Origin of the sequence: Streptomyces puniciscabiei (assembly GCF_006715785.1) — a bacterium.
GTDB lineage: Bacteria > Actinomycetota > Actinomycetes > Streptomycetales > Streptomycetaceae > Streptomyces > Streptomyces puniciscabiei.
This window is the reverse complement of sequence record NZ_VFNX01000006.1, coordinates 63149-78416: the sequence shown is the minus strand read 5'-3', so window position 1 is coordinate 78416 and position 15268 is coordinate 63149. Positions and strand designations below refer to the sequence as shown.

Sequence of the window (15268 nt, the reverse complement as noted above, 5' to 3'; positions counted from 1 at the left end):
ACACGGCTAGCGAAACGGCAACGTTTCTTTTGGGTCCGGCGGGCGTGCCGTCGACGTGGTGATATTCCTTGACAGGTATATAACCGTCGACGCATATTGCCTTCATGGCCGACGCAGCGCTCTGGTCCGCCCTCGCCGACCCGCATCGGCGGGCCATCGTCGCGCTCCTGCTCGAGCGCCCCCGGTCCGTCGGCGAGATCGTCGAGGCCTGCGGACTGAGCCAGCCGAGCACCTCCAAACATCTGAAGGTGCTCCGGGAGGCGGGCCTCGTCCGGGTCCGGCAGGACGCGCAGCGCCGTGTCTACGCCCTCGACCCGGCGCCGATCGCCGCCCTGGACGCCTGGCTCGCGCCCTACCGCCGGCTGTGGAACGACAGCCTGGACGCCCTGGGCCGGCGGCTCGACGAGACGTCGGACGACACCTGACACCCCCCACAGCGAAGGACCGAAGCACCATGCCCGTCGACCTCACCGGCACCTATCTGACCCTGGACGACGGCCGCCCCGCCGTCCGGTTCAGCCGCACCTACGACCATCCGGTGGACCGCGTCTGGCACTTCGTCACCGATCCCGACGAACTCCAGCAGTGGTTCCCCTCCCGCGCCGAGATGGAGCTGCGTCCCGGCGGCGCCATCCGCTTCACCGGCGACCCGAACATGCCAGAGTCCACCGGCCGGGTGCTCGCCGTCGACCCGCCCCGGCACCTCGCCTTCGCGTGGGGCGGCGACGAGCTCCGCTTCGACCTGGAAGCCGTCGGCGACCGGCGCACCCTGTTCACGCTCACCAACGTCCTCGGCGAGGCGGACACCGCCGCCCGCAACGGCGCCGGCTGGGAGGTGTGCCTCGCCGCCCTCGACGCCAAGGCGCGCGGCGAGCGCTTCGAGGGCGCGCACGCCGGGATCAGCGCGCCCTGGAAAGAGTTCTACGACGCCTACCTCGGCGCCGGTGTGCCCTCCGGCGCACCCGTACCGGGCCTGGACTGACCGGCCGCGCCGCTCAGCCCCCTGGAGCACCGGCGGCCACGGAGAACCGGGGCGGCCCCGCGGTGACGTCGGCGCGGTGCCCCCGCAACGCTCCCGCGTTCCCCGAAAACCCAGGGAAGGCCCGGGCGCGCCACCCCGCGATCCGGGCCCCGTCCGGTCACCTGCGGCGGGCGTTCGGCGGGGCTCCGCCGTGCGCGGTGTTTCAGTGTGTGGCGCCCTGGATACACCGCGAAGGTTCGGTCCCGGAGTTCGCGAGCCCGTGCCCCCATGTCGCAGTGAGGTCGTCACCATGTCCCACGCCCCGCACCCCACAGGACCGTCGAAACGCGCCGGGCCGGTCGCGACCTCCGTGCCGGACGCGGGCCCCGTGCCAGGACCGGCCGGGAACCTGGGCGGCACCGCCCTGGTGACGGGTGCCTCGTCGGGCATCGGCGCCGTCGTCGCCCGCCGGCTCGCCGCCGAGGGAGGCTGGCGGCTGGTGCTGAACGGGCGCGACGCCACCCGTCTGGAGCAGGTGGCCGCCCCGCTCGACGCCCTGGCCGTGCCGGCGGACCTGACCCGGCCGGGCGCCGGCCGTCTGCTCACCGATCTGGTCCTGGACCACGCGGGCCGCCTGGACCTGCTGGTGGCCTGCGCCGGGCTGGGGTGGGCCGGCGACTTCACCGGCATGCCGCACACCCGCATCGACGAGATCGTCGGCGTCGACCTGCTGGCCACCCTGCACCTCGTGCGCGCCCTGCTGCCCCACATGGTCGCGGCCGGCACCGGACGCATCGTGCTCATCGGGTCCGTCGCGGGCAGCGTCGGCGTGCGCGGCGAGGCGGTGTACTCCGCGGCGAAGGCCGCCCTCGCCGCCTTCGCCGACGCCCTGCGCTACGAGCTGCGCCGCACCGGGGTGGGCGTGACCCATGTGATCCCCGGCGCGGTCGACACGCCGTTCTTCGAGCGCCGGGGCACCCCCTACACGAGGGGATGGCCGCGCCCGGTGCCGGCCGAGCGGGTGGCGGACGCCGTCTTGGCTGCTGTCCGGCACGGCAGGGACGAGGTGTACGTCCCCGGGTGGCTGCGGTATCCCGCCCTGGTGCGCGGCGTCGCGCCCGGGCTCTACCGGTGTCTCGCCGCGCGCTTCGGGTGACCGGCCGTGATCGCCGTAGCGGTGCTGCTCGCGCTGCTCGCGGCCGTGGCCAACGCGTCCGCGTCCGTGCTGCAGCGCCGGGCCGCCGTGGAGGAGCCGCACGAGCAGGGCGGGCCCGGCGGGGTGGGGCCGGCCGTGCGCCGGTTCGCCCGGCTGCTGCGGCGCCCGTACTGGCTCGCGGGCGCCTCGCTGCTGGCCGTCGCGGGGCTGCTGCAGGCCGGGGCGCTGGCCGTGGGCAGCCTCTCCCTGGTGCAGCCGCTGCTCGCCACCGAGCTGCTGTTCACCCTCCTGGTGGGCGGAATCGTGTTCCGGCGCCGCCCCGGCCTGTGGACCTGGGTCGCCTTCGTCGCCCTCGCCGCCGGACTGGCCGTGTTCCTGCTGGCGGCCGCACCCGGCGCGGGCCGGCCGACCGCGCCGCCCCGGGCCTGGCTCCTCGGCGGCGGTGGCGCGCTCGGCCTCGTCGCGCTGCTCGTGATCGCCGCGCGCCCGACGAAGGGCGCGCCCCGGGCCGCGCTGTTCGGCCTCGCCTCCGCCGTGTGCTTCGCGACCACCGCCGCGCTGCTCAAGGAGGCCGTGGGGCGGCTCGGACACGGGCCCGCGGCGATGTTCAGCCACTGGTCGCCGTATGCCACGGCCGGCGCCGGACTCGTCGCCTTCCTGCTCCTGCAGAGCGCGCTGGGCGCCGGATCGCTCACCGCCTCCCAGCCCGCGCTCACCCTGGGCGACGCGCTCACCAGCGTCGTCCTCGGCTGGGTCCTGTTCGCGGAGGCGATCCACCTCGGGTGGCGGATGCTGCCGGAGGCGATCGGGATCGCGCTGATCGGGGCGGGCAGCATCGGACTGGCCCGGGCACCCACTGTCGGCCGGGAGTGGGACGCGCGGTCGCGGGGCGGGAAGGAGAACCGGGGACGTCTGCACCGGACGCACCGGTGAGAACACGTACGGGAAGGCGGGTCAGCGATGTCCCTCATGTCCGGCCGTCCATGGCGTACGGCGGCTGTGCTGCTGCCGGCTGCCGTCGCCGCCGCGCACATCGGACCGGCGGCCACCTGGCTCCCCGGAGTGCGGCTGCTGCTGTTCCCCCGGCTCGCCGGCACCGGCCGACGCCGGCATGTCGCGCTGACCTTCGACGACGGCCCGGACCCGGAGTCGACGCCACGCTTCCTCGACGTGCTGGACGACCTCGGCGTGCGGGCGACGTTCTTCGTGCTCGGCGAGAACGTGGTGCGCCACCCCGCGCTGGTCCGGGAGACCGTCCGGCGCGGACATGAACTGGCCGTGCACGGCTGGACGCACGACCGTCCCTGGCGCCCCGCACCCGCCCGGGACGCCGAGCAGGTCGCCCGCACCGTCCGCGCCCTGCACGACCTCGGCGGCCACCGGCCGCAGTGGTACCGGCCGCCGTACGGGATCCTGACCTCCGGACGCTGGCTGGCCGCGCGGCGGGCCGGGCTGCGGCCGGTGCTGTGGTCGGCGTGGGGCAAGGACTGGACGGCCGAGGCCACCCCGGCGTCCGTGCGGGCCCTGCTCGCGGCGGACCTGCGCGGGGGCGGCACCGTCCTGCTGCACGACTCCGACCGGCTCGGCGCCCCCGGCTGCTGGCGTTCGGCCCTCGGTGCACTGTCGGACCTGGTGGCGGACTGCCGGGAGGCCGGCCTCTCGGTCGGCCCTTTGCGCGAGCACGGGATGCTGTGCTGACCACCGGGCCAGCGGTGACCCGACGCGAGGCCGAACACCGACCGCGAGGCCACCGGAGGCCCGGATTCCGTGCCGCTGGTGCAGGGGAGGAGCCGTTCGGCGGATGGTGGGGCAACGGCCGTGGAGCCGCTGGGGCATCGGGTCCCGCGGTGCCGGGCACCTGGGCGTGCGGCCGTTCACCGAGGTCGAGGAGTCGCTGCGGGTCGGGATGGGCGCCGTCGGGCACCTCGGCGAGCAGCCGCCCGATCCGCCGGGTCCCGCGCTGTCGGCCCCACGCCGGGCGTGCCGCTGGTGCAGGGGAGGAGTCGTCCGGTGCGTGGGGGGCAACGGCCGCGGAGCCGCTGGGGTATCGGGTGCCGCGGTGCCGGGCACCTGGGCGTGCGGCCGTTCACCGAGGTCGAGGAGTCGCTGCGGGTCGGGACGGGCGCCGTCGGGCACCTCGGCGAGCAGCCGCCCGATGCGCCGGGGCCCGTGCTGTCGGCCCCACGCCGGGCGTGCCGTCGGCGTCCTGCGTCCCTGTGTCAGAGTCCCACCACGTGCGCCATCGGGTCGTCCCGGAACAGTGCCCGCCCCCGGGCCACCCGTTCCGCCCGCTCCGGGCTGCCTTCCGTGAGCCTGCCGAGAGCCGCCAGCAGGGCGGGCCCGTCCGAGGCGAGTTCCGACACGCCGAGGTCGGCCATCCGGCGGACTCCGTCCACCCCGTGGCCGGGCAGCGGCCGGTACCCGATCACGGGCAGCCCGGCGGCCAGCGCCTGTACGGCGGTCTGGCCGGCCGCGTTGTCGACCAGGGCGTACGCGGCGGCCAGCAGACCGGGCATGTCGTCCACCCAGTCCAGGGCGAGCACCCCGGGCACCCGGGCCACCCGCGCCCGCAGCCGCGTGTTGCGCCCGCACAGCACGACCGGCAGACAGCCGGCCCGCGTCAACAGCCGGGCGGTGGCGTCCGGGCGGTGCGCGGCACCCCAGGCACCCGCGGAGAGCAGGACCGCCGGCCGGCCCGGCGCCTGTTCGGCGAGGCGCTCCCGCCACCGCGCCGCCCCGGGCGCCGGTGCCCGGAACCCGGGCGCGACCGCCGGGCCGGTCGTCACGGCGGGCGTGCCCAGGGCCCGGCGCACCTCGGCCGCCGCCCCGTCCGTGAGGCACAGGTACCGGTCGTTGCCGGGATGCAGCCACTGCCGGTGCACGGCGAAGTCGACGAGGAACACGGCGCTCGGCACCCCCAGCCGGTCCCGGGCCCGGAGATGACCGGTGAGCTGGGCGGCCAGATGGAAGACGGACACCACCACGTCGGCGTCCAGCCGCGCCACGAGATCCGTCAGCCCGTCGGCGGCCAGCCGGGCCAGCGGCACCCCGCTGGGCCGCGGCCCGCTGCCGTCGCGCAGGAACGCGCCGTAGACGCCGGCGTACGCCCAGGGGAAGTGCCGTACCGAGGCCTGGTAGGAGCGGCGCAGGCCGCCGCCCAGGCCGTACGGCAGCAGCCGCAGGACGTCGGCCACGTGCGGCTCGTGTCCGCACGCCGCGGCCCGGCGGGCCAGTTCGGCGGCCACGGTGTCGTGACCGGCGCCCATGCTCGCGCTCAGGATCAGCGGCCGCCGTCGGCCCGGCGGGGCCGGCTGGGGGGAGGGGACCTCGGCAGGAGTACGCACGGGGTCCGATTCTCCGGTGGGTGCCGCCCGCAAACCGGTCACTCGGCCGCCGTGTCGCGGGACCGCGGACACGCGACACGGCATGCACGTGAGTTGCCCGGAGCGCGCCGGGATGGATGAATCGGCTTCAGCAGAGCGTGTGGGTGGCGAGCACGGGAGGAGCCGTGAGGCGGTGGCGGCGCGGCCTGCACCGCGCTTGGGAGTGGCTCAGGGCCGGGGCCCTGCTCGAACACGGCCGGGAGCTGGAACTGATGCACCGGGCCATGGGGTTCGCCACCCTGGCACTGGTGACGCTTGCGCCGTTGCTGATCGTGGTCGCCGCCGCGGATCCGCTGGTGCGGGGAGGTTTCGCCTCGTGGCTCACCGACGGCATGGGCCTGTCCGGCCGGTCCGCGCATGTGCTCACCGACGTCATCAGCCCGCCGCGCAACGTCATCGGCACCACCAGCGTCTGGGGCGGTGTCCTGCTGGCCGTCTTCGGCGTGTCCTTCGGCGGCAGCGTGCAGAACGCCTACGAACGGATCTGGGGCGTGCCCCCCGGCCCCTGGCACCGGGTCTGGCGGCAGGCGACCTGGCTGATCGTGCTCACCGCCTACCTCTACCAGGAGGTGGCGACCAAGGACGCGCTGCACGGGGGCCAGCGGATCGCGCTGTCCACGGCGAGCGGCATCCTCTTCTTCTGGTGGGGGCAGCGCTTCCTGCTGGGCGGCCAGGTCCACTGGCGCACCCTGCTGCCGGGCGCGCTCGCCACCGTCGTCGGCCTGGCCGGCCTGCGGGCCTTCTCCCATCTCGTCTTCACCCCGCTCATCGTGACCAACGCGCTCAGCTACGGCGCGGTCGGCACCGTCCTCGTGGTCGAGTCCTGGCTGATCGGCGTCGGGTTCGTCATCTACGGCGGCGCCATGTTCGGCCGCTGGTTCACCGAACACCACTGGAGGCCGACCAGTGACGACCGGGGGGACGAGGAGCCGGCACGACGCCGGGGGAAGTACTGAGCGCCCCCCGGCCCGTCGCCGCCGGCGCTACGTCAGCTGCCGGCGCACCAGCTCGTGCAGGCGGCCCGTGGTGTCGGCGAGCAGCTGCGCCGGTGCCCCCTGCTGGACGACCTTGCCGTCCTCCATCACGATCACCCGGTCGGCGTCCAGGACCGTCGACAGCCGGTGCGCGATGACGACGCGGGTGGCGTTCAGCTTGCGCGTGCTGTCGATGACGATGCGCTGGGTGTCGTTGTCCAGGGCGCTGGTGGCCTCGTCGAAGAACAGGATGCGGGGGCGCCGGATCAGAGCCTGCGCGATCATCAGCCGCTGCCGCTGACCGCCGGAGATCGCGCCGTTGCCGCCGACGATCGTGTGCAGTCCCATCGGCATCCGCTTGATGTCCTCCGCGAGCCCCGCCATCTCGGCCGCCGTCATCGCCTCCTCCGGCGTGTACGGCTCGGTGCCGCAGATGACGTCCAGGATGGAGCCGGTGAACGGCTGCGCGTGCTGGAGCACCACCCCGCACTGGCGGCGTACGGCCGACTGGTCGAGCGCCGCGAGGTCCTGGCCGTCGTACAGGACACTGCCGGTGACCGGCTTGTCGAAGCCGATGAGGAGGCGGAGCAGGGTGGACTTGCCGCAGCCGCTCGGGCCGACGACCGCCACGAACTCGCCCGGGCGGACGGCGAAGGACACGTCGTCCAGGACGAGCGGGCCGTCGTCGGCGTACCGGAAGGACAGCCGGCGGGCCTCGATCGCGCCGGACAGCGGGCCCGGCCGGGTGCTCGCCGTGCGCACCTCGGGGGTCGCCTCGAAGACCGGCTTGATCTCCTCGAACAGCGGCAGCGCCGCCACCGCCGAGACGAAGGAGCCGGTCAGCTGGGTGACCGAGGTCAGCACCATCGTCACCGAGGTGTTGAAGGTGAGGAAGTCCGCCGCCGACATCGCGCCCCGCGCCGGGCCCGCCAGCAGCATGAACATCAGCAGCGTGCACACCGGCAGATAGATCCCGCCGAGCACCGTGGTGAGGTTCTTGATCCGGCCGACCTTCTGCTGCAGCTCCCGGCTGCGCGCGAACTCCCGTGCCCAGGCCGCGTACGCGTAGTTCTCGGCCGCCGCCACCCGCAGCTTGGGCAGGCCGCGCAGGGTCTGGAACGCCTGGTTGTTCAGCTTGTTGCCGAGCACCGTCAGCTTCCGCTGCCAGCGCACCTGCCACAGCCCGAGTCCCAGGAACACGGCCGCGATGACGACGAGCATGCCGAGCGCGGCCATGGCCATCGACGGGCTGTACCAGAACAGCAGGCCCAGGTTCATCGCGCCGACGGTCACCGACTGCGCGACCACCGGGCCGACGCCCGCCAGCAGCCGGCGGATCGCGCTGATGCCCAGCGCCGCGCTGGCGAGCTCACCGGTGGAGCGCTGGGTGAAGAACCGGGTGGGCAGGCGCAGCAGCCGGTCCCAGACGGCCGGCTGGAGCGCCGACTCGATCCGGCCCTCCAGACGCAGGATGGACAGGTTCTCCAGCAGCGTGAACGCCGCCGCGACCACCCCGCTCACCATCACCGCCAGGCACACCTGGACGATCAGGCCCGTCTGTGCCCTCGGCACGTACTCGCCGAGCACCTTGCCGGTCGCCACCGGCACCAGCGCGCCGATCGCCACCGTCACCAGGCCCGCCAGGATCAGCCCGAGCAGATCGCCGCGGGTGCCCTGGAGGCTGAACCGCAGCAGACCGAACGGCGTCAGCGCCTTGTCGGGCAGCGGCCGGTAGAACATCACCGCGCGCGGCTCGAACTCCTCCGCGTTCGCCTTCTCGATCGGCGTCTCACGACCGGTGCCGGGGTGGACGGCCACGTACCCGCCGCGCCGCCAGAGCAGCGCGACCGGCGCCCCGGACAGCGCCCGGTGCCCGACCAGCGGGCCCACGTTCTCCCGCCACCAGCGCCCCTGCAGCCGTACGGCCCGGGTGCGCACCCGGGAGGCGAGCGCCACCCGTTCGACCGGGTCGAGGCGTTCGCTCTCGGTGCCGCTCTGGGCGGGCTCGGCGAGCTTGATCCCGGCCGCCTCGGCGACCAGCTTGCACGCGGCGTAACCGGCGTCGGCGTCGGCGGCCGTCGTCCGGCGGGCCGAGCGCTTGCCGATGGAGGCCAGCAGGGTCTGGTCGGCCTGGGCGCGCACCGCCTCGCCGGCCTTGATCCCGGCGGCCGTGCGGGTCTCGTGGGTGCGCTCCAGCTGCTCGATCCACCGGTCCAGCGCGGTCAGCAGCCGGTACTGCTGGTCGACCATGGACTGCCACAGCGCGGGGTCCATCAGCAGGTCGGCGGCGGCCTCGGCGCCGTACAGGGATCCGTACTGGACGCTGCCCGGCGGCACCTGCATCCAGAACACGTCGTCGTCGGTGGGCGTGGCGGCCCGTTCCTCGGCCATCGGCGCCTGGAAGAGGACGGACAGGCCGCGGCCGACGCCGAGCGCGACCGCGTACTCCAGTGGGCTGGTGGCGGGCGGCACGTACTGGGGGTTGCCGTACTCGTCGTACGACCAGGTCTGGGTGTTCGCCGGCTGGTACAGCTCGCGCAGGTTGATCCGGTGCACCACGCAGTCCCGGACCGGGCGGGCCACCAGGGTGTGCTGGGGCCCCGCGACCGGGCCGAGCAGCAGCGCGCCCGGCTCCAGCCGGCCCAGGTGGTGCCAGTGGCCCTGCTGGGCCGCGTCCACCGCGAACAGGTCCAGGGCCCCGGCCGCGACCAGCCACAGCACCTGCGGGCCTTCGAGGTCGAGGCGGTTGAAGCCGGCGCAGTCGACGCGGGTGCCCATGGACCCCAGCGCGCCGAGCACGAGGTCGCCTTCGTATCCCTCCTGAACGGTCGTCATCTCATCGCTCCCTGACCAGCGCGGCGTACGCGCCGCCGCGCGCCACCAGCTCCTCGTGCCGCCCGCGCTCGACGACCGTGCCGTGCTGGAGCACGACGATCTCGTCGCTGTCGCGGACCGTGCTCAGCCGGTGCGCGATCACCACGCAGGCGCAGCCGCGCCGGCGCAGGTTGTCCATCACGGTCAGCTCGGTCTCGGCGTCCAGCGCGCTGGTCACCTCGTCCAGGACGAGGATGCTCGGCCTGCGGACCAGGGCCCGGGCGATCTCGAGCCGTTGCCGCTGGCCGCCGGAGAAGTTGTGGCCGTCCTGCTCGACCCTGCTGTGGATGCCGCCGGGCCGGCGCATCACCACGTCGTACAGGGCCGCGTCCTTCAGCGCCTCCACCACGGCCTCGTCCGGGATGGACGGGTCCCACAGGGCGACGTTGTCGCGCACCGAGCCCTCGAAGAGGAACACGTCCTGGTCGACGAAGGAGACGGAGGCGGCGAGCGCGCCGCGGGGGATGTCCTCCAGACGACGGCCGTCGATGCGGATCACGCCGTCCCAGGGTGCGTAGAGGCCGGAGATGAGCCGGGACACCGTGGACTTGCCGCTGCCGGAGCCGCCGACCAGCGCCACCTGCTGGCCCGGGCCCACGGTCAGGTCGAAGCCGCTCAGCAGTGGCTTGTCCAGCGGGCTGTAGCCGAAGGTGACGTTCTCCAGCTCGACGTGCCCGTGCAGCCGGCGCGTGGAGTCGGCGCCGCCGGGGCGGGCGTAGAGCGGGTCGGCCTGGAAGTTCTCCACGTCCTTCAGCCGTGCCACGTCGGCGGCGAAGTCCTGGATGCGGCCCGCCACGCCGTTGAGCCTGGTGAGGGGAGCGGTGAACCGGGTGACCAGTGCCTGGAAGGCGACCAGCAGACCCACCGAGATGTGCCCCTCGACCGCGCGCAGGCCGCCGATCCACAGGATCAGCGCGCTGTTGAAGGTGGCCAGGGTGGGGGCGACCACGCCCAGCCATGCGCTGGGCACCCCGAGCCGCTGCTGCTCCTCCAGGGTGGTGGCGTGCTGCCCGGCCCACTTGCGGAAGTAGCCGTCCTCGCCGCCGGTCGCCTTCATCGTCTCGATCAGCTGAAGACCGGTGTACGACGTGTTCGTCAGCCGTGCCGTGTCCGCGCGCAGCTTCGCCGTCCGGGTCGCGCGCAGCCGTACGACCAGCCGCATGGCGACCACGTTGAGCAGGGCCACGCCGATGCCGACGAAGGTCAGCTGCGGGTCGTAGGTGTAGAGCAGGACGGCGTACAGGACGACGACGATCGCGTCCACGCCGGCCGCTGCCAGGTCGCGGGCCAGGGTCTCGGCGACCTGGTCGTTGGACTGCAGCCGCTGCACCAGGTCGGCGGGGGAGCGCTGGGCGAAGAAGGTCACCGGCAGCCGCAGCAGATGGCGCAGGAAGCGGGCGCTGGAGAGGGTGGAGGAGATGATCCGGCCGTGCAGCAGGTTGGCCTGCTGCAGCCAGGTCAGCACCAGGGTGAGCAGGACACAGGTGCCCATCGAGGCGAACAGCACGCCCAGCAGGGAGGTCCGGCCGCCGATGAGGAACGTGTCGATGTAGGTGCGGCTGAGCGCGGGTACGGCGGCACCGACCGCGACCAGCAGCAGGCTGGCGAGGACGGCGGCGGGCAGGGTGCCGGCGGTGCCGCGCAGCCGGGCCGGCATCGCGCCGAGCACACCGGGCCGGCGCCCGCCCCGGGTGAAGCCGTCGCCCGGCTCCAGCACCAGCACCACACCGGTGAAGCTGCCGTCGAACTCCTCCATGGGCACGAAACGGCGGCCCTTGGCGGGGTCGTTGATGTACACGCCCCGGCGGCCGAAGCGGCGGCCCATGCCGTCGAAGACGACGTAGTGGTTGAACTCCCAGAACAGGATGGCCGGTGCCTGCACTCCGGCGAGGGCGGCCAGGTCCATCTGCATGCCCTTGGCCGTCAGGCCGTAACTACGCGCCGCCTTCAGCAGGTTGGAGGCGCGCGAGCCGTCGCGGGAGACACCGCAGGCGATCCGCAGCTCCTCCAGCGGGACGTGCCGGCCGTAGTGCGCGAGGACCATCGCCAGGGAGGCGGCGCCGCACTCGACGGCCTCCATCTGGAGCACGGTGGGCGTACGGACCGTGCCGCCACGGGGCTTGGGGACCGGCCGCTTGGCCGGGGCGGCGCGTCTGCGGCCGCGTTCCTGCGTGGTGGTCACGGCAGCAGCCAATCGACGGGGTGCTGGTCGGCCAGCTTGATGGAACCGGAGGCGAGCGTCATGGAGTCGAGCCGGAACGGCGGTCCGTCGGTGGTGGACCACCGGTAACCGCTCTTCGTGCTCGCCGACCTGTCGAGTGCGACCAGCACGGCCACCGGGCGGCCCTTGTCGCTGAACTGCTGCCCGAGCTGGCTGTCGCCGAGGAACGCGGAGATCGACTGGGCGGACTGCGCGGTGCGGTCCACCGACTTCACCTCGCCGCGCAGCACGCCGTAGGTCTGCGCCGGCACCGAGGACACGGTGAGGTCGACCGAGGCGTGGGCGGGGATGGCGGCCGCGTTCTGGGCGGGCACGTAGACGGTCGCGTACAGCGGGTCGGAGGGGTGGGCCACCTTCTCCACGGCGGCGACATTGGTGCCGGTCTGGATGATCTGCCCGATGGTGGCGGCGAGCGTGGTGACCCGGCCCGCGGCGACCGTGCGGACCACCGAGTCGCCCTGACTCGTCCGGACCCTGAGGACCGGGGCGTTCGCGGGCAGCCGCTCGCCCTGCCGGGCGAGGACGGCCGTGACCTGGCCGGACACCGGGCTCTGCAGCAGATAACTGCCCTGCCCGTGCGTGAGGATGGCCGGTGCGCTCACGGTGGAGGCGACCGAACCGGTCACCGCCCAGACGGACGCGACCGCCATGACGACGACGGTGACGCCCAGGGCGAGCCAGCCCTGGGGGCGGGCCAGCCGCACCGGGAGGTCCAGCTCTTCGGGCGACTGGAGCTTGGCGAGGGCCTGTTGGCGGAACTGCACGGAACTTCCCTCACCTGTGGGAGAGACGCTGGTGTTTCAGGACATCCGAGAGCCCCGGAGCCGAGGACGGCTCCGGGACTTCCGATGCAACGAGGTGCGATCAGAGACCGGCGACCAGGTTGGTGACCGGCTGCACGTTCAGGCCGGTGACGCCCTCGACGGTGCCGACGACCGTGTTCACCGCGCCGGAGACCGGGGCAACGCCGTTCACGGCACCGGTGACGGTGTTCAGGGTGTTCACGGACAGACCGCCGGAGATGCTGTCCAGCTCGGCGTCCGAGATCTCGACGGTCTCGACCTGGGGGGTGGAGTTCATGATGGAACTTCCCTTCCTATGGATATTTCACAAGGGGGAGCGGCCCCCTCTGGGGACAGACGGACGGCCGCGACCGCGGGCGCCGGGCCCCCGTCTCCGGGAGCCCGCCGCGACCCCCGCGGTGCGATGGATCAAAGCACGCAGGCGGGGCGTGCTTCCAATCAACCAGGGCTCTCACCAGGGGACTTGCCTCGCGACGGGCACCGTCCGTGCAGGCGTGCGCACGACATGTCGGCCACTCCTTCACATGCCGCACGGCATCGTCGCGCACGAAGGCTTGTCCGCCGGGACGCGAATCCGGCACTCCGCCCCAATGGAGCGACGAGGGGCGCGCGGATGTGCAGATCCCCGGCTCTCAGTGACTTCGTTGAGTATTCAATGTGTAGATTTCCTGAAGCCGGGATTCCGGATCGTGTGAGGAACGGACCGTTACTGATCGGTAGCGGAACGTGTCAGCCGAGAATCGCGTACACCGTGCTCGCCCGGGCCGCGAGCGCGCCCGAACCCGCGTCGCTCAGGGTGATGTCCGCGAACGCCATCCGGCGGCCCAGTTTCGTCAGGACCGCTTCGATCCGGACATCCGAACCGGTCACCGCCCGCTGGAACGACGTCGACTGCTGCACCGTCGTCATCGGCACGAAGCCGCCCCGCGCCGCGGACACCGCGATCACCGTCGCCGTGTCGGCGGCCGCCATCAGCGCCTGCCCCGACAGGCCCCCGCCCTCCCGGGCCAACCGCTCGGACCAGGGCAGTCGCAGCACGGCCCGGTCCTCGCCCACCGCCTCCACGGCGAGCTGGAGATCGAGCACCCAGGGGGCGAAGTTGGCGGAGAGGATCTTGTCCGCCTCGGCGGGGGTCATCGTCATACGGGGGTTGTTCCCGGCTCCCCGCGACGGCACGCGGAGCGTGGCCGATTCGCCCGTCCGACACGGCCGTTGGGAAACGGAATTGAACACACCGGACGGCCGGTGCGTACGTACGGCCATCCAGGCGCCCCGATACGCACTGCCCGCAAGCGGCAGGCCCCCGTCCCCAGGAGGTCGAGAAGTTTGAGTCACAAGCGAATGCCCAAGCGCAAGGCGGCGATAGCGGTGGGCGGTGTCGCGGCGCTCGGAGCGGCGGCCATTCTGCTGCCCAACGCCATGGCCTCGCAGGACAAGAACCAGGCATCCGTTGCCACCGGCACGGCGAGGACGCTGAAGGCCACGCAGGCCTCGGATCTCGCCGCCCAGCTGCAGAAGGTCCTCGGTGACGCCGTCGCCGGGTCGTACTTCGACAGCGGCAAGCAGCAACTCGTCGTCAACGTGGTCAGCGGCGACAACAACGTCATCGCGCAGGTGAAGAAGGCGGGCGCGGTCGCGCGCCAGGTGAAGAACAGCACGAGCGACCTCAAGGCCGCCGCCGCGACCCTCAGGACCAAGGCCACCATCCCCGGCACCTCCTGGGCCGTGGACCCGCGCACCGACAAGGTCCTCGTCACCGCCGACTCCACCGTCACCGGCGCCAAGTGGAACAGACTGCAGTCGACCGTGCAGAGCCTCGGCTCCGGCATGGCGACACTGAAGAAGTCCGCCGGCACCTTCAAGACCTTCGTCTCGGGCGGGGACGCCATCTTCGCCCAGACCCAGCAGGGCGGCGTCCGCTGCTCCCTCGGCTTCAACGTCACCGCCGCCGACGGCAGCCCCGCCTTCCTGACGGCCGGTCACTGCGGAGTCGCCGCCAAGGACTGGTCCGACTCGCAGAACGGCCAGCCCGTCGCCACCGTGGACCAGGCCAAGTTCCCCGGCAACGACTTCTCGCTCGTCAAGTACAACGACACGAGCACGCAGGCGCCGAGCGAGGTCAACACCGGCAACGGCCAGACCGTCCAGATCACCCAGGCCGCCGACGCCACCGTCGGCGAGACCGTGTTCCGCATGGGCTCCACCACCGGCCTGCACAACGGCCAGGTCACCGGCCTCGACGCCACCGTGAACTTCGCGAGCGAGACCGTCCCGGGCGGCACCGACACCGTCAACGGCCTGATCCAGACCAACGTCTGCGCCGAGCCCGGGGACAGCGGCGGCTCCCTGTTCACCCAGGACGGCGGCGCCGTCGGCCTCACCTCCGGCGGCAGCGGCGACTGCACCAACGGCGGCGAGACCTTCTTCCAGCCGGTCACCGCCGCCCTGCAGGCCACCGGCGCGACCCTCGGCAACGGCGGCAACGCGGGCAACGGCGCGGGCGACCAGTCGGGTTCCGCCGCCCCGTCGGCCTCGGCCGGTGACCAGTCCGGCGCGGGTGACCAGTCCGGTTCGGCCGCCCCGTCGGCCTCGGCGGGGGACCAGTCCGGCGCGGGCGGCGACCAGATCGGCGGCTCGGCCGACCCCTCGGCCTCGGCGGGTGACCAGTCCGGTGCCGGTGCCGGTGCCGGTGCCGGCTCCGCGGACCCGTCCGGCAGCGGAAGCGACCAGTCCGGAGCGGGTTCGGCGAACGACGGGTCGTCCCTGACCAGTACGCGCTGACCGCTCCGCTCGGAGTGACGCGAGGGGGCGGTGCCGCGACAGGCCGATCCCTTCGTCCGCCCCGAGCCCCGGCTCGGGGAACGGTCCGGCCCTCCGGCGGGAGGGCCGGACCGTC

The 15268-nt window shown here is 73.4% G+C and carries 13 protein-coding genes; 7 read left to right on the top strand and 6 right to left on the bottom strand.

The window, feature by feature from the left end; translation table 11 throughout:
• The first annotated feature begins 104 nt into the window (after positions 1–104).
• The 5 genes from FB563_RS40785 (at position 105) to FB563_RS40765 (ending at position 3815) form a co-directional block, all read left to right on the top strand.
• On the top strand, positions 105–425 hold the full coding sequence (locus FB563_RS40785; protein ID WP_055704576.1) for an ArsR/SmtB family transcription factor: 321 nt from the start codon (positions 105–107) through the stop codon (positions 423–425).
• A gap of 29 nt (positions 426–454) precedes the next feature.
• Positions 455–982, top strand: a complete 528-nt coding sequence (locus FB563_RS40780; protein WP_055704577.1) for an SRPBCC family protein — start codon at positions 455–457, stop codon at positions 980–982.
• A 289-nt stretch (positions 983–1271) separates the two neighbouring features.
• A complete protein-coding gene (locus FB563_RS40775; RefSeq protein WP_055704578.1) occupies positions 1272–2117 on the top strand; it encodes an SDR family NAD(P)-dependent oxidoreductase in 846 nt (281 codons plus the stop codon).
• Positions 2118–2123: 6 nt separating this feature from the next.
• Complete coding sequence (locus tag FB563_RS40770; protein ID WP_055704579.1) at positions 2124–3050, top strand: DMT family transporter; 927 nt, start codon at positions 2124–2126, stop codon at positions 3048–3050.
• Positions 3051–3077: 27 nt separating this feature from the next.
• Complete coding sequence (locus FB563_RS40765; RefSeq protein WP_055704580.1) at positions 3078–3815, top strand: polysaccharide deacetylase family protein; 738 nt, start codon at positions 3078–3080, stop codon at positions 3813–3815.
• Between the two features lie 521 nt (positions 3816–4336).
• Here FB563_RS40765 and FB563_RS40760 read toward each other — a convergent pair.
• Positions 4337–5383: an MGDG synthase family glycosyltransferase gene (locus FB563_RS40760; protein WP_055704581.1), complete on the bottom strand. Its 1047-nt coding sequence runs from the start codon at positions 5381–5383 to the stop codon at positions 4337–4339.
• A gap of 194 nt (positions 5384–5577) precedes the next feature.
• On the opposite strand from FB563_RS40760, the gene FB563_RS40755 reads away from it, so the two are divergent.
• On the top strand, positions 5578–6456 hold the full coding sequence (locus FB563_RS40755; RefSeq protein WP_055704582.1) for a ribonuclease BN: 879 nt from the start codon (positions 5578–5580) through the stop codon (positions 6454–6456).
• A 27-nt stretch (positions 6457–6483) separates the two neighbouring features.
• Here the strand turns inward: FB563_RS40755 and FB563_RS40750 are convergent, their stop codons facing one another.
• The 5 genes from FB563_RS40750 to FB563_RS40730 form a co-directional block, all read right to left on the bottom strand.
• On the bottom strand, positions 6484–9309 hold the full coding sequence (locus tag FB563_RS40750) for an NHLP bacteriocin export ABC transporter permease/ATPase subunit (RefSeq protein WP_055704583.1): 2826 nt from the start codon (positions 9307–9309) through the stop codon (positions 6484–6486).
• A 1-nt stretch (position 9310) separates the two neighbouring features.
• Positions 9311–11530, bottom strand: coding sequence for an NHLP family bacteriocin export ABC transporter peptidase/permease/ATPase subunit (locus FB563_RS40745; RefSeq protein WP_055704584.1), 2220 nt, complete (start codon positions 11528–11530; stop codon positions 9311–9313).
• Complete coding sequence (locus FB563_RS40740; RefSeq protein ID WP_055704585.1) at positions 11527–12333, bottom strand: HlyD family efflux transporter periplasmic adaptor subunit; 807 nt, start codon at positions 12331–12333, stop codon at positions 11527–11529. Before FB563_RS40740 ends, FB563_RS40745 begins: the two co-directional genes overlap by 4 nt.
• Before the next feature lie 100 nt (positions 12334–12433).
• Positions 12434–12649, bottom strand: coding sequence for a hypothetical protein (locus FB563_RS40735; RefSeq protein ID WP_055704586.1), 216 nt, complete (start codon positions 12647–12649; stop codon positions 12434–12436).
• 452 nt (positions 12650–13101) lie between these two features.
• Positions 13102–13515 carry a PaaI family thioesterase gene (locus FB563_RS40730; RefSeq protein WP_055704587.1) on the bottom strand — a complete coding sequence of 138 codons (414 nt, stop codon included), beginning with the start codon at positions 13513–13515 and terminating at the stop codon, positions 13102–13104.
• A gap of 183 nt (positions 13516–13698) precedes the next feature.
• Between FB563_RS40730 and FB563_RS40725 the strand changes: the two genes are divergently transcribed.
• Positions 13699–15153: a S1 family peptidase gene (locus tag FB563_RS40725; protein ID WP_234357599.1), complete on the top strand. Its 1455-nt coding sequence runs from the start codon at positions 13699–13701 to the stop codon at positions 15151–15153.
• Positions 15154–15268: the final 115 nt, after the last annotated feature.

Bases quoted from the DNA above. Each gene is read 5' to 3' on its own strand.
- FB563_RS40785 (WP_055704576.1), top strand. From the start codon at position 105: ATGGCCGACGCAGCGCTCTGGTCCGCCCTCGCCGACCCGCATCGGCGG.
- FB563_RS40780 (WP_055704577.1), top strand. From the start codon at position 455: ATGCCCGTCGACCTCACCGGCACCTATCTGACCCTGGACGACGGCCGC.
- FB563_RS40775 (WP_055704578.1), top strand. From the start codon at position 1,272: ATGTCCCACGCCCCGCACCCCACAGGACCGTCGAAACGCGCCGGGCCG.
- FB563_RS40765 (WP_055704580.1), top strand. From the start codon at position 3,078: ATGTCCCTCATGTCCGGCCGTCCATGGCGTACGGCGGCTGTGCTGCTG.
- FB563_RS40760 (WP_055704581.1), bottom strand. From the start codon at position 5,383: ATGGGCGCCGGTCACGACACCGTGGCCGCCGAACTGGCCCGCCGGGCC.
- FB563_RS40755 (WP_055704582.1), top strand. From the start codon at position 5,578: ATGAATCGGCTTCAGCAGAGCGTGTGGGTGGCGAGCACGGGAGGAGCC.
- FB563_RS40750 (WP_055704583.1), bottom strand. From the start codon at position 9,309: ATGACGACCGTTCAGGAGGGATACGAAGGCGACCTCGTGCTCGGCGCG.
- FB563_RS40735 (WP_055704586.1), bottom strand. From the start codon at position 12,649: ATGAACTCCACCCCCCAGGTCGAGACCGTCGAGATCTCGGACGCCGAG.
- FB563_RS40730 (WP_055704587.1), bottom strand. From the start codon at position 13,515: ATGACGATGACCCCCGCCGAGGCGGACAAGATCCTCTCCGCCAACTTC.